Source organism: Staphylococcus ureilyticus (genome assembly GCF_002902235.1).
Classification (GTDB): domain Bacteria; phylum Bacillota; class Bacilli; order Staphylococcales; family Staphylococcaceae; genus Staphylococcus; species Staphylococcus ureilyticus.
Genome location: NZ_PPRL01000020.1, coordinates 1 through 22,031 on the forward strand (window position 1 = coordinate 1; position 22,031 = coordinate 22,031).

Annotated in this window: 21 protein-coding genes and 1 pseudogene; 14 read left to right on the forward strand and 8 right to left on the reverse strand. The window is 32.0% G+C overall.

Annotation, left to right across the window (positions count from 1 at the left end; all coding sequences use genetic code 11):
• Positions 1–188 precede the first annotated feature (188 nt).
• Positions 189–1,094, forward strand: a complete 906-nt coding sequence (locus tag CD150_RS02520) for an alpha/beta hydrolase fold domain-containing protein (protein ID WP_064209337.1) — start codon at positions 189–191, stop codon at positions 1,092–1,094.
• Between the two features lie 137 nt (positions 1,095–1,231).
• Here the strand turns inward: CD150_RS02520 and CD150_RS02525 are convergent, their stop codons facing one another.
• Together CD150_RS02525 and CD150_RS02530 are read right to left on the reverse strand one after the other, a co-directional pair.
• On the reverse strand, positions 1,232–1,639 hold the full coding sequence (locus CD150_RS02525; protein WP_073343969.1) for a hypothetical protein: 408 nt from the start codon (positions 1,637–1,639) through the stop codon (positions 1,232–1,234).
• 12 nt (positions 1,640–1,651) lie between these two features.
• Complete coding sequence (locus CD150_RS02530) at positions 1,652–2,119, reverse strand: thioesterase family protein (RefSeq protein WP_103161318.1); 468 nt, start codon at positions 2,117–2,119, stop codon at positions 1,652–1,654.
• A gap of 141 nt (positions 2,120–2,260) precedes the next feature.
• Here CD150_RS02530 and corA point away from each other — a divergent pair, with 141 nt between their 5' ends.
• Complete coding sequence (corA, locus tag CD150_RS02535) at positions 2,261–3,208, forward strand: magnesium/cobalt transporter CorA (protein WP_073343966.1); 948 nt, start codon at positions 2,261–2,263, stop codon at positions 3,206–3,208.
• A 71-nt stretch (positions 3,209–3,279) separates the two neighbouring features.
• Positions 3,280–4,326, forward strand: coding sequence for a type 2 isopentenyl-diphosphate Delta-isomerase (gene fni, locus CD150_RS02540; protein ID WP_046208524.1), 1,047 nt, complete (start codon positions 3,280–3,282; stop codon positions 4,324–4,326).
• A gap of 234 nt (positions 4,327–4,560) precedes the next feature.
• On the opposite strand, the pseudogene CD150_RS13675 reads toward fni, so the two are convergent.
• Positions 4,561–4,749: pseudogene (locus CD150_RS13675) on the reverse strand (transposase); the annotation flags it as partial.
• A 240-nt stretch (positions 4,750–4,989) separates the two neighbouring features.
• Positions 4,990–6,195, reverse strand: a complete 1,206-nt coding sequence (gene gltS, locus CD150_RS02545) for a sodium/glutamate symporter (protein WP_046208523.1) — start codon at positions 6,193–6,195, stop codon at positions 4,990–4,992.
• A 351-nt stretch (positions 6,196–6,546) separates the two neighbouring features.
• Between gltS and CD150_RS02550 the strand changes: the two genes are divergently transcribed.
• The 4 genes from CD150_RS02550 (at position 6,547) to CD150_RS02565 (ending at position 9,728) form a co-directional block, all read left to right on the forward strand.
• Positions 6,547–6,870 carry a PadR family transcriptional regulator gene (locus tag CD150_RS02550; RefSeq protein ID WP_046208522.1) on the forward strand — a complete coding sequence of 108 codons (324 nt, stop codon included), beginning with the start codon at positions 6,547–6,549 and terminating at the stop codon, positions 6,868–6,870.
• The gene (locus CD150_RS02555; protein WP_073343963.1) at positions 6,863–7,423 is read left to right on the forward strand and encodes an HAAS signaling domain-containing protein; all 561 of its coding nucleotides are present in this window, start codon (positions 6,863–6,865) and stop codon (positions 7,421–7,423) included. The genes CD150_RS02550 and CD150_RS02555 overlap by 8 nt, the downstream gene beginning before the upstream one ends.
• The gene (locus CD150_RS02560) at positions 7,420–8,223 is read left to right on the forward strand and encodes a DUF4097 family beta strand repeat-containing protein (RefSeq protein WP_073343960.1); all 804 of its coding nucleotides are present in this window, start codon (positions 7,420–7,422) and stop codon (positions 8,221–8,223) included. The genes CD150_RS02555 and CD150_RS02560 overlap by 4 nt, the downstream gene beginning before the upstream one ends.
• 176 nt (positions 8,224–8,399) lie before the next feature.
• Positions 8,400–9,728: a Na+/H+ antiporter NhaC family protein gene (locus tag CD150_RS02565; RefSeq protein WP_073343957.1), complete on the forward strand. Its 1,329-nt coding sequence runs from the start codon at positions 8,400–8,402 to the stop codon at positions 9,726–9,728.
• A gap of 163 nt (positions 9,729–9,891) precedes the next feature.
• On the opposite strand, the gene CD150_RS02570 is transcribed toward CD150_RS02565, so the two are convergent.
• Positions 9,892–10,500, reverse strand: coding sequence for a DNA-3-methyladenine glycosylase (locus tag CD150_RS02570; protein WP_046208518.1), 609 nt, complete (start codon positions 10,498–10,500; stop codon positions 9,892–9,894).
• Between the two features lie 208 nt (positions 10,501–10,708).
• On the opposite strand from CD150_RS02570, the gene CD150_RS02575 reads away from it, so the two are divergent.
• The 4 genes from CD150_RS02575 to CD150_RS02595 all read left to right on the forward strand — a co-directional run bounded on the left by CD150_RS02575 (position 10,709) and on the right by CD150_RS02595 (position 15,349).
• Positions 10,709–11,287 carry a DUF805 domain-containing protein gene (locus CD150_RS02575; protein WP_064209343.1) on the forward strand — a complete coding sequence of 193 codons (579 nt, stop codon included), beginning with the start codon at positions 10,709–10,711 and terminating at the stop codon, positions 11,285–11,287.
• Between the two features lie 306 nt (positions 11,288–11,593).
• Complete coding sequence (locus CD150_RS02585; protein WP_073343950.1) at positions 11,594–12,493, forward strand: ABC transporter ATP-binding protein; 900 nt, start codon at positions 11,594–11,596, stop codon at positions 12,491–12,493.
• The gene (locus CD150_RS02590) at positions 12,486–13,724 is read left to right on the forward strand and encodes an ABC transporter permease (protein WP_073343947.1); all 1,239 of its coding nucleotides are present in this window, start codon (positions 12,486–12,488) and stop codon (positions 13,722–13,724) included. The genes CD150_RS02585 and CD150_RS02590 overlap by 8 nt, the downstream gene beginning before the upstream one ends.
• A 596-nt stretch (positions 13,725–14,320) precedes the next feature.
• Positions 14,321–15,349 carry an aldose epimerase family protein gene (locus CD150_RS02595; protein WP_169926876.1) on the forward strand — a complete coding sequence of 343 codons (1,029 nt, stop codon included), beginning with the start codon at positions 14,321–14,323 and terminating at the stop codon, positions 15,347–15,349.
• Positions 15,350–15,610: 261 nt separating this feature from the next.
• On the opposite strand, the gene CD150_RS02600 is transcribed toward CD150_RS02595, so the two are convergent.
• Positions 15,611–16,267 carry an MOSC domain-containing protein gene (locus CD150_RS02600; RefSeq protein ID WP_073343941.1) on the reverse strand — a complete coding sequence of 219 codons (657 nt, stop codon included), beginning with the start codon at positions 16,265–16,267 and terminating at the stop codon, positions 15,611–15,613.
• A 158-nt stretch (positions 16,268–16,425) separates the two neighbouring features.
• Between CD150_RS02600 and CD150_RS02605 the strand changes: the two genes are divergently transcribed.
• Positions 16,426–17,115 carry a ribose 5-phosphate isomerase A gene (locus tag CD150_RS02605; RefSeq protein WP_046208511.1) on the forward strand — a complete coding sequence of 230 codons (690 nt, stop codon included), beginning with the start codon at positions 16,426–16,428 and terminating at the stop codon, positions 17,113–17,115.
• A gap of 113 nt (positions 17,116–17,228) precedes the next feature.
• Here CD150_RS02605 and sdpC read toward each other — a convergent pair whose 3' ends face one another.
• A complete protein-coding gene (sdpC, locus tag CD150_RS02610; protein ID WP_103161320.1) occupies positions 17,229–18,548 on the reverse strand; it encodes a peptidoglycan release complex CPBP-like subunit SdpC in 1,320 nt (439 codons plus the stop codon).
• 255 nt (positions 18,549–18,803) lie between these two features.
• Between sdpC and hutG the strand changes: the two genes are divergently transcribed.
• Positions 18,804–19,733 (forward strand): formimidoylglutamase, encoded by a 930-nt coding sequence (gene hutG / locus CD150_RS02615; protein ID WP_046208509.1) that lies wholly within the window; start codon positions 18,804–18,806, stop codon positions 19,731–19,733.
• Here the strand turns inward: hutG and CD150_RS02620 are convergent.
• Positions 19,723–20,598: a LysR substrate-binding domain-containing protein gene (locus tag CD150_RS02620; RefSeq protein ID WP_046208508.1), complete on the reverse strand. Its 876-nt coding sequence runs from the start codon at positions 20,596–20,598 to the stop codon at positions 19,723–19,725. The genes hutG and CD150_RS02620 overlap by 11 nt on opposite strands.
• A 143-nt stretch (positions 20,599–20,741) precedes the next feature.
• On the opposite strand from CD150_RS02620, the gene CD150_RS02625 reads away from it, so the two are divergent.
• Positions 20,742–22,016: a YjiH family protein gene (locus CD150_RS02625; RefSeq protein ID WP_073343935.1), complete on the forward strand. Its 1,275-nt coding sequence runs from the start codon at positions 20,742–20,744 to the stop codon at positions 22,014–22,016.
• Positions 22,017–22,031 lie beyond the last annotated feature (15 nt).

The following is a 22,031-nucleotide window of genomic DNA, read 5'->3' on the forward strand; positions in this document are numbered from 1 at the left end:
TTAACCAATGTAGTTGAATATTTTAATTTTTAGTATGAATTGTCATATTTTTAAAATTTCAATATCTATTATAACTTCTCGTTTATGTCATTATTTTTATTTTATCATATAATTTATTTTAAATACTGAATTGAAACAAAAATTCTATAATTCTAAAATTTGTTACAAAAAGATAGGGATGATTATGTATGAAATCAAGACTAACAACAAAATTTGTTAATAAATACTTATTACCACATCGTTCAATTATATTTGATAACCAACAAAGCTTTGAAAAATTTTTACAAAAAAGATTAACGATGAATGAAAAAAAGCACAAACAGCCTGAAACATTAAATGTAAAATCAGATTTAGAAAAACAAATGATGGATGATATGCAGTTGTTCAGATTTCGTTTTAGACACAGCCAACAAAAGAAAATACTTTATATTCATGGTGGGTATAATATTTTACAGCCTTCAGCTTTTCATTGGAGATTTATGGATAAACTTGCATTAAGTACTTTATACGAAGTTGTATTGCCTATTTATCCAAAAGCACCTAAATATCATGTTGAGGATACATATGCTGCGATTCATAAAGTGTATCAACAATTATTAACAGAATGCAGTAATGAAGATATTATTGTGATGGGTGATGGTACTGGCGGTGCATTAGCGATGAGTTTTGTGCAACAATTAAAATCTAACAATCAACCTTTGCCAGCTAAATTGTACTTGTTTTCACCTATGTTAGATGCTCAATTGAATAATGAAAATATTACAGATGATTTAATCGATAAAGATGTCATCATAAATATAGAAGGTTTACAAAAAATTATGAAAGTATGGTCCAATAATCTTCCACTGAATGATAGTAGATTATCACCAATTTATGGAGAATTATTTGGTTTACCGCCTATATATATATTTGGTGGTGGAAGAGAGATTTATTTACCAGATATGAAAAGGTTAGCTTATATGTTAGAAGATATGCGTCAACCAGTACAACTGTATACCTTTAAAAAAATGGTGAATGCATTCGCATTATTACCTATTAGAGAATCTCATAAAGTTGTAAAAGAAATCGTCAATACAATTCATGATAAACGCTAATGCGTTAGCATATAACTGAATTCTAGAAGCATGATAAGCCTATAAAAAATTAAAAACAGAGGCGAGGTAGATATCAAACATAAATGTGTTGATATTGCCTTGCGTCTGTTTTTATATGTCCCAAATAGTTCATTGAATTAGTAGTGTTCGTTCATTATTGTATCAATGACAGTTAAAATAGTCTGTGTCCCTTTTAATTTATAGTAGAGTGCTATAAATTCATTGAAATCTTGCTTTGGCTCATCCATATTTTTAAATTCTGAGAGATTATTTTTATACAGTTGTTTTTCTTCTTGAACAAAAGTTCTGTAGCGTTGAACTAAATCTTCTTCTACATCAATTTGTTCGACTAATGAATGAATCGTATCTATCGCTTGTTTCTGACCTTGGTAATAACTGATATCAAATCCGCGCTTAATCAATTGATGATCAGGACCATTAATAACTAGCTGTTTGTTTTGGTTAAGTTCGCTAAGTGCAGCTTTCATATCATCGTTTAAATCATAAAGCTTCACTTTGATTGCGTCGATTACACTTTGTGACATCTTAAGCACTCCTTATCTCGAGATACCGATTTTATGACCTAATTGTTTAGGCCATTCGATTAATTGTTGATTATCATAATAATTGCTAACTTGGTCAGCAAATGATTTAGGGAAGGGCGCTGTTTTATTAATTGTGCGACCAATCCCTAACATCATTGCTTCATTTGTTGCTATATTAATACCATCTTGGTTCGTCATGATGGAAAAGAAATGCAAGCTTTTTTCATTATAATCATAGATGTAGATTGTAATGGTAAATGTATCACCTTCAGTTAATTCTGATAAATAAGCTGTTTGTTCTTCAACAGTAAATAATGTGTAATTTAACTTGTCACGTTCAGCTAAAGATAAGCCATGTGTATAATTAAATTGATTAATTGCCTCACTGAAAACCATATTATAGTTTGCATCATGTACATGCCCATTATGGTCAATCATATCAGGTGTCACATTGTTGGAAAATGTGAAAGGATTGCTCATCGTTACATCTCCTTTAATACTTTAATTGTTAGATTAAGCATATATATTAATTTTACTAACCTAAGTTTACTAAAAATTGTATATAACATACACAAATAGCATTTCATGATAAAATAAAGAAAATGATTATATGGGTGACCTATGGCTATCACAATGAGATACTTATCGTCTGAAAATAAACTCACAAGCGCTAATTGTTTAGAAGATATTCCGAAAACAGCGCAGTTTATATGGTGTGATTTTAATCAACCGACTGAGGCAGAAAATACATTTTTAAAAACACGTTTTAACTTTAATAAACTTGAAATTGATGATACAGTAAACGGGACACCGAGAGCTAAATACAAAGCTTATGACACATATCAGTACATTGTAGTACATGATGTGAAAACTGAAGATTTCAATGCAAAAGCATTAAATATTTTTATAAAAGATCGTTTACTTATTACATACCATCATCAACCTTTTGATATTTTAAAGAAGATTGAAACTACTATTAAAACACAAATGACAAATAATATTCTCCCAACTCATATATTTATCTTGGTGCTGGATTGTTTAGTAGACGGTTACTTTGATTTCGTTTATGCTATCGAAGATAAGGTATATGAATTTGAAGATAGTGAAAATACAAAGGGTTCTATGAAATTTGAGATGGACAATGTATTTAAGATACGTTCGGAATTAATTAAATTAAAGCGCGTCATTTATCCCATGACAGAATTAGTCAATCAATTAAAAGAAAGTCATCAATTATTTTTAGATGATAAGAGCCAGCTTTATCTTCAACATATTGACGATCATATGATTAAGCAACAAAATATTTTGAAAATATGTCAAGAAATGACAAACGAAATAAAAGATAATTTGACATCATATGCTTCATATAAAATGAATCGAATTATGCAAGTCCTCACCTTAGTGTCAGTTGTATTTTTACCGTTGACATTAATTACAGGTATTTATGGTATGAATTTTATAAACATGCCAGAATTAAAATGGCGATATGGTTATTATTTTGTCTTAGCACTAATGTTTTGTATTAGTATAGGTTGTGTGATTTATTTTAAAAAAGAAAAATGGTTTTAGTCTCATGGTATGAAATTAATGACGCAGTTTGAAAACTGACAAAATAAAAATTTTTGAGGTAGGAGTAAATAATGAGTGATTTAAAAAGAGAACAAAGAAAAAATGAACACGTTGAGATTGCAATGGCACAAACAGATGCTTCAATCTCAGATTTTGATGAAATTCGATTTGTACATGATTCTATTCCGAGTATAGATGTGAGTGATGTTAATCTTGAACATTCGCTAAAAGATTTCACGCTCAGTCAACCACTTTATATTAATGCGATGACTGGTGGCAGCGAATGGACGAAACAAATTAATGAAAAATTGGCAATCGTGGCACGTGAAAGTGGTATGGCAATGGCAGTAGGTTCTACACATGCGGCGTTACGTAATAGCAATATGGCATCATCATTTACAATCGTGCGTGAGGCCAATCCTGAAGGTATCATATTTAGTAACGTCGGCGCCGATGTGCCTGTTGATAAAGCTGTTCAATCAGTTCAATTGCTTGATGCTCAAGCATTACAAGTACATGTCAATGCACCTCAAGAATTAGTCATGCCTGAAGGTAATAGAACTTTTTCTACATGGATGGACAATCTTGCACAAATTGTGAAGCGCATAGATGTTCCAGTGATTGTCAAAGAAGTAGGTTTTGGTATGAGTAAAGAAACAATCAAAAACTTAAATGAAATTGGCATAAGATATGTAGACGTGAGCGGACGTGGTGGTACGAACTTTGTAGATATTGAAAATGAAAGACGTGCCTACAAGGACATGGACTATTTAAGTATGTGGGGACAAACAACTGTGGAATCATTATTAGAAAGCACTGCTTATCAAAAAGATATGAATATACTTGCTAGTGGTGGCGTACGGTCTCCTTTAGATGCTGTGAAATGTTTAGCGCTTGGGGCAAGTGCGGTGGGTATGTCGCGCCCATTTTTAAATCAAGTTGAAAATTATGGTATTACAGAAACATTAAACTATACTGAGCAATTTACTGAACATATGAGAAAAATTATGACGATGTTAAATGCGCCTACGATAAATGATTTAAAACGCGCTAAATTGATTTTTGGCCCTAGATTACAATCTTGGATAGAGCAGCGTAATATCGATATTTATAATTAAGATTTTATTGAAATTTATTTTTGTAAATCTGGTCATGAACTACTGTGTTAACTTTCGTATATTAAATCATTGATGATTAAAGGTAAATTAAGAGAATCTTAGACATAAAGTTCTTGGACAAGTGACAAAGGCAATTTCTATTGAACAATATAGAAATTGCTTTTTTCTATATTGTTTTAATTATAATTGGCTCATTGAGTTACTACTTTTCTCATATTAAATACCATTAATACCAAGAAATAAAGGTTCTAATAGGACGTCTACTTTAAGATTTACTCTAAAACAATTCATTGTTTTATAAGACGGTGTTTGATTTTGTGAGAGCTACAACATTCAGATACAATCATTAAGCAGTTTTTCAATTGCAAGACCAAAGCATTCAGATTGGCTGTATGCATGTAGAATAATTTTTAACATCATTTTGGTTGATATAAGACCTTGTTTTTAAAGTATTTTAATGTGAGATGACATATGAATACGTTGTATTTTGGCGAGTCGCTTGAGGAAACAGGACAAGCTGAAGCTGCCCCTAAGAAAGCGAGCCAACAATATGAAGTATAGAAACAAATTAAGAAGCACTCCGATGAATTGAATCATCAGAGTGCTATTTTTTTAAGATCTATGTCTCAGAATCTTTCCTATGTTAAAAATCAAAATTCAGCATTAAAATAGATTGATAAATGTAGTAACGATTGGGACGCCAAGTAAATCAATCAAAAATGCACCTACAATCGGTACGACCAGATATGATTTTGGTGAAGCACCGAATTTTTTGGTAATAACATCTAAGTTTGCCATAGCGTTTGGAGTTGCACCTAGGCCATGACCAATAAACCCACCGATCATTACAGCTGCATCGTAATCTTTTCCTAAACCGCGGAATACGATAAAAATTGAGAATAACACGATAAATACTACTTGTATTAAAACAATAATAATTAAAGGTAAAGCTAATTGATATATTTCTGTAAGTTGTATACTCATCAAAGCGATTGATAAGAAAAGGCTTAGTGATATGTCACTAATTTTATCAACGAATTTCATATCAATAAGATTTAAATTATTATATTCAGAAATATTGCGAATGATAACTGCTACAAACATTGCACCAACATATATAGGAATATTGATACCAGTTAATTCAGAGAATGTATTTCCTAAATATGAACCAATTGCCATACAAATAGTTACAATCGTAAATTGTAAGAAAAAGATGGTAGTAGGGTTCATGCGATTATGTAAGTATTCATTAGATTTCACGTTACCATAGTCTGTTGTTGTTTCTTCTGCATGTTCTGATTTTAAATTATACTTAGTTATTAAAAATTTTACTACAGGGCCACCGACTAAACCACCAGCTACAAGGCCTAGTGTTGCTGCTGCTAAAGCTGCGGTCAATGCAGAATCAAACCCCATGTCTCGAATAGTTTGCCCATAAGCAGCTGCATTACCATGGCCACCTTCCATAGACATAGAACCAGCTGTTAAGCCTAATAATGGTGGAATGTTTAATACTTTTGCTAATGAAACACTAATTAGGTTTTGGAAGACTGCAAGAAAACCGCAGAATATAAAGTATAAAATGAGTACTTTTCCGCCCAAACGTAGTAACTTTAAAGAAGCGCCTAATCCAATTGTTGTAAAGAACGCAAGCATAAAGAAGTTTTGTATGAATTCAGAATCTAGTTTGATTGTTATAATGTTCGTAGATTGTAAAATTGCAACTAAAATCGAGAAGATTAAGCCTCCGATAACAGGTGCTGGGATACAAAGCTTTCTTAATATTGAAACATGATTAACAATAAATATACCTAACAGGTATAACAAACTTGCGATTGCTAAAGTAGTAATTGCATCTAGCTCTAGCATTTTCAATCCCCCTTATATTTCAAATGAAACTCTCCTGTGTGTCTTGTTATATGGATGGAGTCGTGTGCAAAATGACAATGAAGAAAGTGCTTACAAAACTCCATGCTATCTATTATACATATTTAAATCGCATAAATCTAGTTTGGAATTAAATACTAAATAGAATAAATAGTGATTGTTTTATTTGTAATCTTCAGACAATAATACTATTGTCTGATACGCAAAAATTAAAGGAGAATTAATCAGGGATATTTATAGCACAGTACCTTGCAATGTACAGTAGTGTGTGTTATATTCTGTTTGACAGCTACTGTGTAATGTATAGTACTGGTTTCCCATAGGAGGTAACATATGAATAGTCAATTTAAAAAAGGCGCACTTGAACTTATTGTGTTGCTAATAATCAAAAGAGATGACCAGTATGGTTACTCGCTCGTTCAAAATATTTCGAGGCATATGAGTATTGCAGAAGGAACAGTATATCCATTGTTACGAAGATTAGTGAAAAATGGAGAACTCACGACATACTACCAACCTTCTTCAGAAGGACCAGCAAGGAAGTATTATAAAGTGACTGACCAAGGTAATGACAGGTTAGCTGATTTATTACATGAATGGCGATCATTTTCAAGTATTGTAGAAATATTTATAAAGGAGAGTGAATGGAATGACTAAAAACGAATTTTTAAAACAATTGCATAAACATTTAAAACATGATTCTGATGCAGAACGACAAGATATTTTAAATGAATATGAAACACATTTTTATAGTGGACTGAAAGAAGGTAAATCAGAAGCACAAATTTCAGAGGAGTTAGGAGATCCTAGAACTTTAGCTAAAGAAATGAATGCGACAGCTGCTGTAGAAAAAGCTGCTGACAGTAAAAAATTTGGTGACGTAGGAAATGCCATTTTTGCAGTGATGGGTTTAAGTATATTAAATTTCTTTGTAATTTTAGTACCGTTTATTTTCGTGTTGAGTATCGTTGTTTCATTGATTGTCACTACAATTTCATTTGTTTTAAGTCCAATATTGTTATTAGTGAAAGGGTTTTTAAGTGGGTTTGAAAATATATTACTTTTTGATGTTTATGCGATAGGTGCATTGTTCGGTATGGGATTAATGTTATTTGTGATTACGTATTTAATTACTAAAGCATTTTATTTAATTTGTGTGAAGTATCTCAAATGGAATATAAACGTGGTGAAAAGGAGTGGAGTTTCATGAAGAAAACACTAATTATCCTCTTCATAATTGGATTAATTATAACGATTGTTTGTGGCATTGGTGTTGTAAATCAGTTTCAAGTAGAAAGTGAAAAATCGAAAGAAGTCACTGAGAACTATCATAAAGTATATGATAATAATGCTGAGGTGAAAAAACTCAATGTAGATTTGAGCAACAGTAATATAAAATTAAAAAGAGGAGATCAACTTAAAGTTGAATCACGAGGCACCAACGATAAAATAAATATGAATACTACGGTGAAAAACGGAACGTTATATGTGAAAGATAAACCCTTAGACAGCAATGTTGATATCACATTTATGGATTTTAAGCATAATGATGTCACGATTACTTTACCAAAATCATTAAGTCATTTAAATGTTAATACTGAATCCGGTTCGATTATGGTTGATCAAATAAAAGCGGATTATGCTAAATTATATGCGGATGTAGGGAAATTGAATATTAATCATGCAAAATTTGACCGTTTAATTGCTGAGGTTGATGTTGCGGATATGCATGTGACAAAAACTCAATTTAATTCGGGTGAGTTCAAAGGTGATACTGGCTCAATTGATATCAAAGATATGCCAATTGATAAACCGGTTAAAGTGAAAACGGATGTGGGCGATATAACAATGGATTACACGGACAAACAGCCTAACAATACACGGATAGAATTTGATAGTGACGTAGGAGAGCTGGATATTAACAATCACTTGTTTAAAAACAAACAAGTAGGAAATGGATCAAATCTCATTCATATTAAAACAGATACAGGTGATGCTGAAATCAACTAAATCTGTAAGATTAATTATTAAGTAACAGTGTGTGAGCATAAGTCAATTTGATTTTGACTCATGCTCACATTTTATTTTTAGCATGAGACTTGGCGAGATTTTAAATTTCTGTGTTCACTCATTTTTTGATATACTATATGCCATATAAAATTACTAGATTTATCAGGAGGAGTGTTATGCAGGAATTTAATAGAAGTGATAAGCAATATGGTTTTTTAGCACTTCTGCCATTAGTCATATTTTTAGGATTATACATTGGTGTAGGTATTACTTTTACCATAATGGGCAAGGAAGATGCTTTTGATCAATTACCAAGACATGTTGCTATTTTTATTGGCATCATTATTGCTTGGACATGCTATGATAGAAAAACAAAATTCACTAAAAAAGTTGAAATATTTACAGAACATGCAGGTAACTCCGGTATTGTTAATCTAGGTCTAATTCTCTTATTAGCAGGCGCTTTTTCTACGGTGACATCGGAAATGGGCGGTAAAACAGCAATGGTGAATATGGGACTTACTGTAATCCCACCAAGTCTGCTTATACCTGGGATATTTATTATGAGCGGTTTTGCTGCACTAACCTTAGGTACTTCTACGGGGGCACAAGCTGCATTTATTCCTGTAGGTGTTGCTGTAGCGCAAGCTGCGGATTTAAATGTTGCAGCAGCTGGTGCCGCTGTGATTGCTGGTGCGTATTTTGGTGATAATTTATCCATTATTTCAGATACGACAATTGCAGCAACAAATGGTGTCGGTGCTAAAATGAAAGATAAATTTAAGATGAATGTGTTGATTGCACTACCTGCTGCACTTATTACTGCAATGATATATGCAGTTGTGGGTGGGACGGGTAAAGTAGAAGGTGACTTAAGTTTTAACTTTATCAATATACTGCCGTATCTATTTGTACTTGTAGCAGCAATCGCAGGTCTAGATGTGATTTTAGTGCTAATCATTGGCATTATAATGGCAGGTATCATTGGTTTGGCTCAAGGTAATTTGGGAATATTTCAGTTTACGAAAGCTATAGGTGAAGGTATGGAAAGTATGTTCCTTATCTTTCTTGTGGCGTTTTTAGTATCAGGACTGGTGGCTTTAATCCGATATTATGGTGGTATTGATTGGATCATTAAGACAATGAAAGAGAAAGCAAAAGGCCGTAAAAGTGCGGAATATGTGATTAGTTTAATGTCTGGTGTGCTTTCTGCTGCTTTATCACATAACACGTTAGCTATTTTAATTTCTGCGCCTATCGCTAAAGAAATTGGTGATGAATATAAGGTACCGCCTAAACGTATGGCAAGCTTATTAGATATATTTGCTTGTTGTGCCTTAATGGTGCTGCCACATGATAGTGGTATGTTAATGGTTGAACAGTATGGTGATGTTTCTTATATAGAAGTTTTAAAATACACATTTTATCCTGTGATATTTGTTATTTGTACTGTTATTACGATACAATTCGGTTTACTTGATAAAGATAAAAAACTTTCTAAATAATTTTTAGTTTGTTTGTGGTAATGCGTAGAAAAGTAAAACATATATCATAGACGAACATTTAAAATGAGCGATTATAATTCAAATAGTTTAATAATATTTTAGGAAACAGAGCATATATTAAATATAAATCTCTGTTTCCTTTTTTAACGCCATGTATCCTTTTTTAACGCCATGTATCCTGTGGCGGTACCGTAGAACGTTTTGATATTCTGGAAACGTACGGATTGCCTTTAACGATAAAACGAAGTGGTTTTTGTGTCCATTCACCTTTATTGGGGATACCAATTCTCGGTGTTTCCTCGATATGTTTAGGGTATTTACGGTTTTTAGTATCTATTTTTAGATGGCCTTCATTTAATCGTGAACCATCCAGATGTCTTGGTATATTAAATGCTTTAGTCCATTTTCCAGGGCCATTTGTTAATTCAAAGCCGTCTTTGTTTCTATTTAAGCGCATTGCTTCAATATTCTCTTCTGGTTCAACAGCACGTATCAGTACACCTTCAGGTACACCTTCTAATTGCGTTACAAAGTTGATAAGTAGATGGGTATGCATCACATGCGCATAAATTGTGCCACCCAGTTTATATAAAGATTCTACTTTGGGTGTGCGTTTGCCATTAAATCCGTGAGCAGCTTGATCTTTTTTTCCAACATATGCTTCAGTTTCAACAATGTATCCTGTAAACGTATGTAATTCATCTTCGAAAATGACACGTACGCCTAATAAATCTTTGGCGATAGTGACTGTATCTCGCTGTAAAAAATCCATTTACTAATCCTCCATATAATAGTTTTAGAAATTAAATGTTTTTCAAACTTTTTTATTAAATTGTAAAATTGTGTTACAACCATGTGTGAATTTTGGTAGAATAACCTTATAAGTTTACTAAAAATTAAAAAGTGTAGTTAAAGTATCAATGACTATATTAAAGTTAAATAAACATTATATCAAATGAACTTGAAACGGGGGGAGCAATTTGGAAAGAAAAATTGGGTTTGGAGAAGCATTAAAACTATTTTGGAAAAATTATTTTAACTTCAAGGGCCGTGCACGCAGAAGTGAATATTGGTATATGGTTTTATGGCATTTAATTTTTCTAGTACCAGCGTTCGTTGTATATTTTATTGCTTTGGTTGCATTAATAAGCGCTGCTGCTTCTCAATCTGAAACAGTCATTATGATAAGCGTAGTTTTTCTTATCATCAGTTTAATATATTTCGTTGTGTACGGTTTGGCTACGCTGATACCTAATTGGGCGATATTTATTAGAAGATTTCATGATACAGGTAGAACAATGTTATTACCGCTTATTTATTTAGGCATTACAGTATTTTCTTACATCATATTTTTAATCATAGCTGTATTAGATTCAGATTTGAATCATATTGCAAGTATAATTTTCATTGTATTGATGTACGCATTCTATATAGGTTTTGGTATCTATGCGTTAGTCGTCAGTTGTTTGGATAGTGAACGCAAAACAAATAAATATGGTCCGAGCCATAAATACGCAAATCAATATACTAAAATTGATGACATGTATAGAGAACAATAATTAAAATAAACCCAAGTATACGAGTTAGGCTGTTAATATGCTTCGTGATACTTGGGTTTTTATAAAGTTTATTCATTTAAATAAGATAAATTTAGATAATGTAATCCTAATACATCATGTAAAATATTGTAGCGATGAAAAAGCATCATCTACATTTGTACCTATCTTTGCTGTGACTCATGCTGTAACATTGGAAAGAACCAAAATGAGAACTACTATATATAAGACAATTTGAAATGTATATTTAAGGTGTGAAATGTTATTATCAATATATACTTAACAGACTTTAAGGGAGGGAATCTTGTCATGTCCTTAAAAATAGCAAATGTTACAAAAAAATATAAGGATTTTACAGCAGTTAATGATATTTCGATAAATTTAGAACAAGGAAACATGCTAGGTTTTTTAGGACGTAATGGTGCAGGAAAGACAACAACATTTAGAATGATACTTGGGTTGACGCCGATTACTGAAGGACAAATTTTGTATAAAGATAAAGCAATCGACCAATCAATATATGATAAAATTGGATATTTGCCTGAAGAACGAGGATTACATCCGAAAATGAAAGTGGTCGATGAGCTAAGATACTTAGCTACATTAAAAGGGATGAAATCCAAGGAAATAACTAAAGCCATTGATTATTGGTTAAATCGTTTTGATATTGAAGAAAATAGGGACAAGAAAATTGAATCATTATCTAAAGGAAACCAACAAAAAATACAACTATTAGCAAGTATGTTACATAATCCAGAGTTATTAATCTTGGATGAACCTTTTAGTGGTTTAGACCCAGTTAATGTTGAATTATTAAAATCAGCCGTAAAAGATTTAAATGATGCAGGAACGACGATTATTTATAGTTCTCATAGGATGGAGCATGTAGAAGAGCTTTGTGATGATGTTTGTATTTTGAATAAAGGTGAACTTGTTGTTTCAGGGCCGATTGGTGAAGTGAAAGCAAATCACGGCAATAAAAGCGTGATCATTGAAACCAATCAAGCGATGCCAGAAATAGATGATATCAATGGGGTTATCCAAGTGGAACGCAATAAGAGGGAAATACGAGCATTAATAGAAGACGAATCTATTGCAGAGGAAATATATCATATCGTTGTGCAGTATGGTTTTGTAAAAAGATTTCAAGTGATAGAACCAACATTAAATGAGATTTTTATAGATAAAGTAGGTGAGGTAAATGGATAAATTTTGGGCTACTTTTTCACTTACGTATAAAAGTAAAGTTAAAACAAAATCATTTATGATTTTCACAGCAATTGTCGTTGTATTAATGTTGGCGGCAGCTAATATTAATAAAATCGTTGATCTATTTGATAATGGGCCTGATAAGATTGGTATCGTAGTCAATCAAGACTCAATATATAAAGGGGTTAAAGCACAAAGTGACCATCTTGATAGTGATGCGAAATTTAAAAAAATGACAGAATCACAAGCACATCAACAAGTGAAAAATGAAAAGTTAGATAAAGCGTATGTCATTCAATTACATGATAATCATAAATTGACTGGTGAAATATTAAGTAAGGATACCGTTTCGAAAACAGATGAACAAAAATTACAAACTACTTTATCAACTATCCAAACCAAACTTGTGGCATCTAGTTTGAACCTATCTGAAGATGAGCTAAAGCAATTGCAATCTCAAAGTAAAGTAAGCTCACAAGTGCTTTCAGATAGTGCGAATGGCACTCATTTAAGTGAATCACAAAAAACATTTAATACGATTATCGTATATGCAGGTATTATGCTCATGTTTTTCATTATCATAAATTATGCCAATCAAGTAGCGATGGAAATTGCAACTGAGAAGACGTCACGTGTCATTGAAATGATTATTACAAGCATATCACCAGTAACACACATACTTGCTAAATTGTGTGGCGTCATTGCTGTGGCATTAACACAAATTAGTATTTTCATTGTAGTAGGTATTATAAGTGTACTGTTATTTGATATTGGAGATATGCTTAAAGGATTTGATGTACAGCCGAATGACCTAACAGTACAATTAATCATCGTTGGTATACTATCGCTGATTTTAGGTATACTTTCCTATATTATATTGGCAGCTATTTTGGGATCGATTACTTCACGTATCGAAGACATTAATCAATCACTTATGCCAATGACGTTGATTAGTATCATTGCATTATATACGGCAATGTTTGGTGTTATAAACCCTGACACGACTATCATAAGGATTACAAGTTTTATTCCTTTATTATCTCCCTTTATCATGTTTTTACGTGCATCAACACCTGATGTAGCTACTTGGGAAATTGTAATAAGTATGAGTCTATCAATAGTAACCATATTTATCTTGCTTTACATTGCAGTAAGAAGTTATAAAGATACCATCTTAAGTTTTGATAAAGGTCTGTTTAAATCTATGAAACGTGTTTTCGGAAAAAATTAACATATGTTAACGATTATAGAAATGAGTTATAGATGAACAAATAACTTTTAAAACCGTATCATAATATATAAGTAGGGGAATGAAACTCAAACAACATAATGGTTTCACTCCTACTTTTTTTATGAAAGTATGAATTGTAAAATAGGGTCCTCGAGTTTGTTGAATATGCCAAATAAAACATATTTATAAAAAATAGAAAAAATATCACAATTTTAAATAATATTTGATAGAATGAATAATTAGTATAGATAATGATTGAGTTAAGTTGTTACACTATAGATAAGTAAGATATTTACTAAGGGAAGTAGTAAGCTATTTTGGAATTTTAAATATTAGTGGATGAAGTATTTTGCTCAATAATTTGGGGAGATATTGAGTGCGTATTGACCTTAGCTCATTTTTAAATGTTGTCTCATTCACTTTAAAAGCAATGAATTTTAGAACTACCGGGACTCCTATGTCTTGTTTTATAAAACAAAGATGGTGTTCATGACTGTGGTTCGATACATTCAATTTGTGATTGAAGTTTTATTCAAGATAGAACTGAAAGTCTAAGTGAATCATAATATGTTTGGTTTGAAAGGGAGTAATTGATGATGTTTGCAAAAGTAGAAAGACAAAGTAATGGTATTGATTTAATTAAGATAGACAATGAAGCAACTAAGATTGTTTTCACAAACTATGGCGCTCGTATCGTGTCATGGAAATATGATGATAACAATATTGTATTAGGTAATGTGGTAGAAGCGGATGAATTCTATCAACAAAATCCTTTTTATTTTGGTGCTACTGTAGGCCGTTATGGTGGACGAATTGCAAATGCAGAATTTCATTTGGATGGTACAACGTATCGATTAGATACGAATGATGGTGAAAATAATATTCACGGTGGTTTTAACGGTATTGATAAATGTTATTTTGATTATGAGATATTTGAACAAGTAGGACAAGTGAAAATTGTGTTTTCCACTACAATTCAACAATCAGATGATTATTTTCCAGGAAATATCGATTTAGAGGTGATACATACTTATGACGTTGATCACAAATGGACAATTGAGTATAAAGCCGTTACTACCGAAAAAACAATTTTTAATCCTATGAATCATGTTTACTTTAATTTGAACAGAGATAATAATGTTATCGATAACCATAGTATTTCAAGTTCAACATTAAAAATGCATTTATTAGATAACGATCATTTTGTGACAAAACAAAAGCCACTAAATTTAGAACATGTTTTTGCACGCAATCACATTCAATTTAAAGATATTTTTAATAGTGAGCATCATGACATTCAATCACAAATGAAACGTTATGGTGGTCTAGATCATCCGTTTCAGATTGGAGAGCAAGGTATGACAGTTGAAAATAAACATTTTCAACTGACTGTTGAAACTGATATGCCAAATGTCGTGATATTTACTTTTAATGATACTACGGAATGGGAAAGTGATTTTAATATTTATAAAGCACATTCAGGATTTACGTTAGAAACACAATGCATACCTAATGATATTAATTTGTATGGAGAAGATGCGCCATCAATTTTAGAAGCGAATCAGCCATTTTATTCTAAGACATCATATAAAATTGCTGAAAAAAATTGCGAAGAAGTAGAATGATATCATTGCGCGTGTATCAAGTGTTTTGAATTAATATAAAGTAAGCAAACACCACTTATGGATAAGTAAGTAGCAATTTATAATAATGTATTACAGAAAATAGATTAAGTAGACAAACTCAGGTAAGTGCAGTTATATTAATACCATTTTTGGTCAGTTACTTAACCTGAGTTATATCAATATATCATTTTTAAAGATTCTTGTTGTATAAGAATCTTTTTTTGAGTCATTGGTGCAGGATATTTACTCATATTGTAATGTTTATTTTTGAGCGCGGTTTAGATATTTTTCTAATTTACGTCGTCTTTCTTCAGTTAAATAAGGATTTTTCAAAGCATATGCCAAGCGCACGACATTTTTATTGTCATTGTAATAAATATCATTAAGTTCGAATACAGATAAAAGAGAATCATGTTCCCCGAATTTTATGAGCTGAAGATGAGACGAATCGTAAACAAAACCTTCTTTAACTACTCTAAAGTAACAACCAGTTTTACATGAACTGGACATGCGTTTAATAAGATTAGGAATTTTATACTTTTCTTGTATTTTCCAACAAGGTTCTCTTATCTCTGAAACTTCGATAATCGCTTCACCTAATTGAAATTGATCACCAAAATGCAAATCTTTTTCATCTAAGTCTTTGACCGTTAAGTTCTCGCCAAACATTGCATATTCTGGTAAATCTGTGACATCATCTTTCCATAGATCGTAATTTTTTTCGCTATATAAACATACAGCCTTATTGGGCCCGCCATGTCCTTTGTATTCTTGTTCATCTTCAGAAAAACCGGTTTTTGAAAGCCACATCTTACCGGTGAAAAGTGTTTTGTTAAGTGCTGAACGCATTGGTCTTTTAGTACTATAAGGTAAATCTTCGATTTTTCCTGTAGCAATCGCTTTTAAATGATAAATCATGACAATCCTCCTAGTTGGTGATGTATTATTATTGTAAACTAGCTATTTAATTATGCAAGAAGATATATTAATTTAAAATTTATACATATTTTTTAACTATGTATTTTTTTCAATCTCATGTACAATAAAGGTGAGAGTAAGTTATGTAAAGGGGACGCATTATGGATACGAAACAGTTAAAAATTAGTACATTTAATGAAGCGTTAAGCCAAATCAGTGACGGTATGGTTGTGGGCATTGGTTCTGGTTCAACAATAGAGTTGCTTGTCCCAAAACTAGCTGAGAAGTTGGACCATGAACAGATTGATATTACAGGTGTATGCACCTCTAATAAAACTGCTTATATCGCAAAAGAATTAGGTATTCGAGTAGTGGATGTCAATGATGTAGAAAAAATTGACGTTGCCATTGATGGTGCAGACGAAGTAGACAACAATTTGAATTTAATTAAAGGTGGCGGCGGGGCATTATTTAGAGAAAAAGTGATTGATGCCATGGCGGAAAAGTTTATTGTTTTAGTAGATGAATCTAAGTGTGTATCATACTTAGGTCAAACTTTTAATTTACCTGTAGAAGTAGATAAATTTAATTGGTTATTAGTTTCTAAAAAAATAGTAGCTTACGATAATTTAAAAGTTATGCGCCGAATGGTGGATGATGTCCCATTTATAACTGATAATGGCAATTACATCCTTGATGTTACATTGAATTCATCTATCGATCCTTATGCTATGCATGAATTTTTAATTCATTTAGTAGGTGTTTTAGAAACTGGATATTTTCTTGATGTTACAGATCAAGTCATTATAGGTAAGCAAAAAGGCGTTGAAATTTTAAATAAATCATAACTCAAAATATAAAATATAATAAAAGCAGGTTAACTAACGGTATAAATTAAGATAGACATGAAGTTTATTCATTGTATCTGAATATACGATTAGCGTAACCTGCTTTTTGTTAATTAGCGACGATGATCATGTTTGTTTTTAAGTTTAAAAGGTGATCGTTGTCGTTTTTTATTTTGTTGTTGTATGGTTGGCTCAGAAGTACTAGAATCATCATGTTTTGGTGATGATGTCTCCACCTGTGCTTTTTCAGTAGAATTTTCAACGGCGCCATTTACCTGTGTCTCAACATGTTGACGTTCATCTTGGACATCGTTGTTCTCTATAGTTTGTGGCGTGTTTTCATCAATAATATTGTTTCGGCTGTCATCGTGCTGTGTTTTTCGGTGATCCTTCTCAGTGTCCGTGTCATTCACATGTTCAGTCGATGGTTTTGAGTCAGCATCATGTGAATTGACATGATTGTCTGTTGCTCTTTTAGTTTGAGATGTAGCAGTTTCACTGTGCTCACTGTCTCCACTATGTGTATGTACATTTGTTGTTGAATTATCAGATTCGAGTGTTTCTTCATTACTATCATCTGCTTGAGCAGTTTCTGAATCTTCACTTACATGATCTAAATAATTATTGCTATCAACTTCATCTAAACTACGTTTAGTAAAGAAATAAAGTATTGCTCGAATAATAATACTTAATAAAATGTAAACGACTGCTACAGCTGATGTGGATAATGCAATTACTTTCATTGCAAAAACACTGCCAAGTTCTTCATTGAATAAGAAAACAAGACCAAATGACATTGCTGCATGGAATATCGTTGCGATAAATATCGTGCGACCTTTTGTAGCACGAATTAACTCACCGATAATCATGGAAAATGCAAATGTATATAATAAACCATATAAAGTATATTCAAGACTAAAGGCCATATTTATATTCCAAATGGAATATAATAAACCAACAATAATCGATGCAAAGAATGTGTTCATTTTCGTTTCTATAATATTTTGTAAATAAGAACGGAAACCAAATTCTATTAAAAATGCCATCACTAGTTGTCCAAGTATAATTGCAGTAATTGAAACAGATAAATCTTCTGTTTGTAATAATACAAAACTATCCGCAAAGATATTAAAACTTATCATAGCAATCAGGAAAATGATTAAAGGTAAAATAAATGCTAGTAAAATACGTTCAATCACTTTTAAATCTATTGTTAGTTTTAAACCAGATAACTGCGTCTTACGTTTACTAAAAACGATAATACAAACAAGCGCAGCAATAAATGGCGCTATAGCACTTAAGTCAAAGACAAAAGTCTTAAGTGAAATAGTACTTTGTAAGTCTTTCAGTATAATAGGAGCTGCATAAGCAATAATATAGAAAATAAAAATCATTATTGCCCATTGAAAACCTGATATACGTTGTTTATTCATTATGTAACCTCCAATAGGGTTCAGAAAATCATTTATCACTAATTATACATATTTATTAATCAGAAATAAATTAAATTTAGGTATTTATCATTGAAATGTAATAGTAATGCCAAAACTAACATCTAAATGAAATAATTTATTGTCATTTGATAAAATTAAGTAGATAAATTTTGGGTAAATAAAAGCATAAATTGAATTGAATTCAATGTAAGCGTATACTTTTAAATGAGACATTGTTATAAAAGGAGGAGAATTATGTATAAATTAGCACAGCGTGATTTCTGGACAGGTAGAGTCGATAGCGAATCAGATAAGTCTCAATTTAGACATTTTCAAACTGTGAATTTTAGAAATATCAAAGATGACTATCATGAGACACGCCAAGGTGTGGGATTATTAGGTTACGCAGTTGACAGGGGTGTTGAATTGAACAAAGGGAGATTAGGTGCTAAAGAAGGTCCCGACGCAATTAAGAAAGCATTTGCAAATCTACCTGTGTTGAGTGACTGCAAGATATATGACTATGGTAATGTAGAACATGATCATGATGACTTAGAAGACACCCAAAAAGAATTCGCAAAATATGTTGCGACATCAATACAAAGGCATAAACAGACGTTTTTATTGGGTGGTGGACATGATATCGCATATGCCCAGTATTTAGGTATAAGAGAAGTTTATCCTGATGCTTCTTTAGGTATCATTAATATCGATGCACATTTTGATACCAGAGCAGAGTCACAGTCTACCTCTGGAACGAGCTTTAGGCAAATTTTAGATCAAGATAATCAAGCAGATTATTTGGTATTAGGTATACAACAAGGCGGTAATACACAAGGCCTATTTGATTATGCGGAAGAAAAAGAAATCGGTTTTGTTTATGCTGAGGAATTATTGCATCAAATATCTCCTCCTGTAAAAGATAAGGTAGAACGATTTATACACAATCATGACGTTATTATGTTCACAATATGTATGGATGTTATAGATAGCGCATACGCACCAGGTGTAAGTGCTAACGCAGTATTAGGTTTGTTCCCACATATTGTCCTTGAACTTGCCAAACGCATTATCCCAAATGACAAAGTCTCTACGATTAGCATTGCAGAAACAAACCCTAAATATGATGTCGATAATCGTACTGCAAAGCTATCAGCTAATTTTTTACATCATTTTATTCTTTAATATTCCAATAATAAAGGCATAAATCTATAAAAGAAAGTACTCGTTCAGGGTGCTTTCTTTTTTTTAGGTAATTGATGTAAATGGTACGACTGAGTGTAGGTTTAATTTCAATTGCATCTAAATCTCGTGCATTAAAAGATTGGTAATAGACACGTGGTATGACGGCATAGCCTAATCCTCGATGAACGAAATTCGTTGAAGCTTCAAAGCGATCTGCCTCTATAATAATATTTGGGTGAATATTTAAGCGGTTAAAATAGTCATCCAAATGCTTACGTACTTGGGAACCTTTTGTAGGTAAAATGAGCGGTAAAGATTTAATGGATACCTTTTTGCTATTAGAAAAGGTATTTTTAGGTGTTATGAGGACATAAGATTCCTTATATAGAGGAACAGAGTGTATATCCTCGTGAATAATTTGTTCATTGGTTAAGCCTAAATGATTTTCAAAATTTAATAGACGCTCTAATATCGTGCTCTGATCATGTACTTCTGAAGCGTGATACGTTTGATCTGCATATTCTTTTTGATGCATAGCAACTACTTGTGATATCCATTGATTTGATGATTCAAGAATAGAAAATTTGATTTTAGGAGCATGTCCCATTTTTAAATCATACATTTTTTCTAGCGTTTGATGATAACTTTGTACGAGCTGAATTGCGTAATTATAAAAATGAATACCTTTTTCAGTAATTTTGATATCCTTGGTCGTTCTTAAAAATAAATCATAACCTAAATCAGCTTCTATTTTTTTTATTGTATTAGTTAAAGACGGTTGGCTTATATGCAAAAAATCTGCTGCCTTTGTAAAACTATTATATTTAACGACAGCAATAAAATATTCTAATTGAACAATTTTCATCTGAATGTCACTCCTATATATTTGCGTATTTATAGTTTGAAACTATTAATAATTAGTTTATTGATATTGGTAGTCTATATAATAACATATTATACTTTTAGATATAGAGGGAGTCGTACTTTCATGTTAGGGGCGTGAAGTACATGTGGAGATTTTTCATTTATAGCTTGATTGGTATTATATTTTTCTTCGTTCCTGTGACTATACAAGGTCAATCAACCATTATGATTGATCATATTGTGCAATGGATTACGCTAATAGTGAAACCAGTTTTACCATATTATGTATTGATTTTAATTATTATTGGTGCAATTCATCCATTTCTCAATCAAAGGTGGAATGAATCGAAAACAAATATTATTTTTAGCTTATTCAAAGTAGTAGGGGTATTCATCGCTTTCATGGTTGTTTTCAATATTGGGCCTGCTTTTGTTTTAAAAGAAAGTATTGGACCATTTTTATATGAAAAGTTAGCCATACCATTAAGTGTTTTAATTCCCATAGGAGCGATTTTTTTATCATTTTTAGTAGGTTTTGGATTGTTAGAGTTTATCGGTGTGATTTGTCGTCCGATAATGCGACCAATATTTAAGACACCAGGAAAGTCAGCGGTCGATGCAGTAGCATCATTTGTTGGTAGTTATTCAATAGGCTTACTGATAACAAACAAAGTCTACAAGAGTGGTAGTTACACACATAAAGAAGCAGTAGTTGTAGCGACAGGGTTCTCTACGGTTTCCGCTACGTTTATGATTATTGTAGCTAACACACTAGGTATTATTCAGCATTGGAATTTATATTTTTGGTTTACACTCGCAGTGACATTTGTTGTTACTGCTATTACCGTACAACTCCCACCTATCAGATTTGAAAAGCATACGACATATAAAGACCAACCATATCAAGAAGAGATTCGCAGAAACATGCCATTGTTAAAAGAGTCTTGGTTAGAAGCAAAATTAGCTGTGAAACAGTCTAAGTCATTAATTGACAATGTATTTGAAAATTTGAGAGATGGTGTCGTAATGACGATTGCTATTTTACCTTCTATCATGTCAATTGGTTTTCTAGGATTAGTAATCGCAGAATTCACACCAGTAATCGAATATATATCTTACATCTTTTATCCATTTATCAGCATTTTTCCAGTAGAAAATGTAGGGGTATTAGCACAGGCTTCAACGATTTCAATTGTTGAAATGTTATTACCAGCTGCGATTGCACAATCAGCAGATTTAGCAACAAGATTTACAGTAGCGGTCATGAGTGTTTCAGCGATTATCTTTTTCTCAAGCGTTGTTCCGGTCATATTATCTACTGAAATTAAAATATCGATAGGAAAACTTGTGATTATTTGGTTTGAAAGAGTAGTACTCACACTACTGATTACAATTCCATTTGCATTATGGATATTTTAAAAATCAAAACAAAGG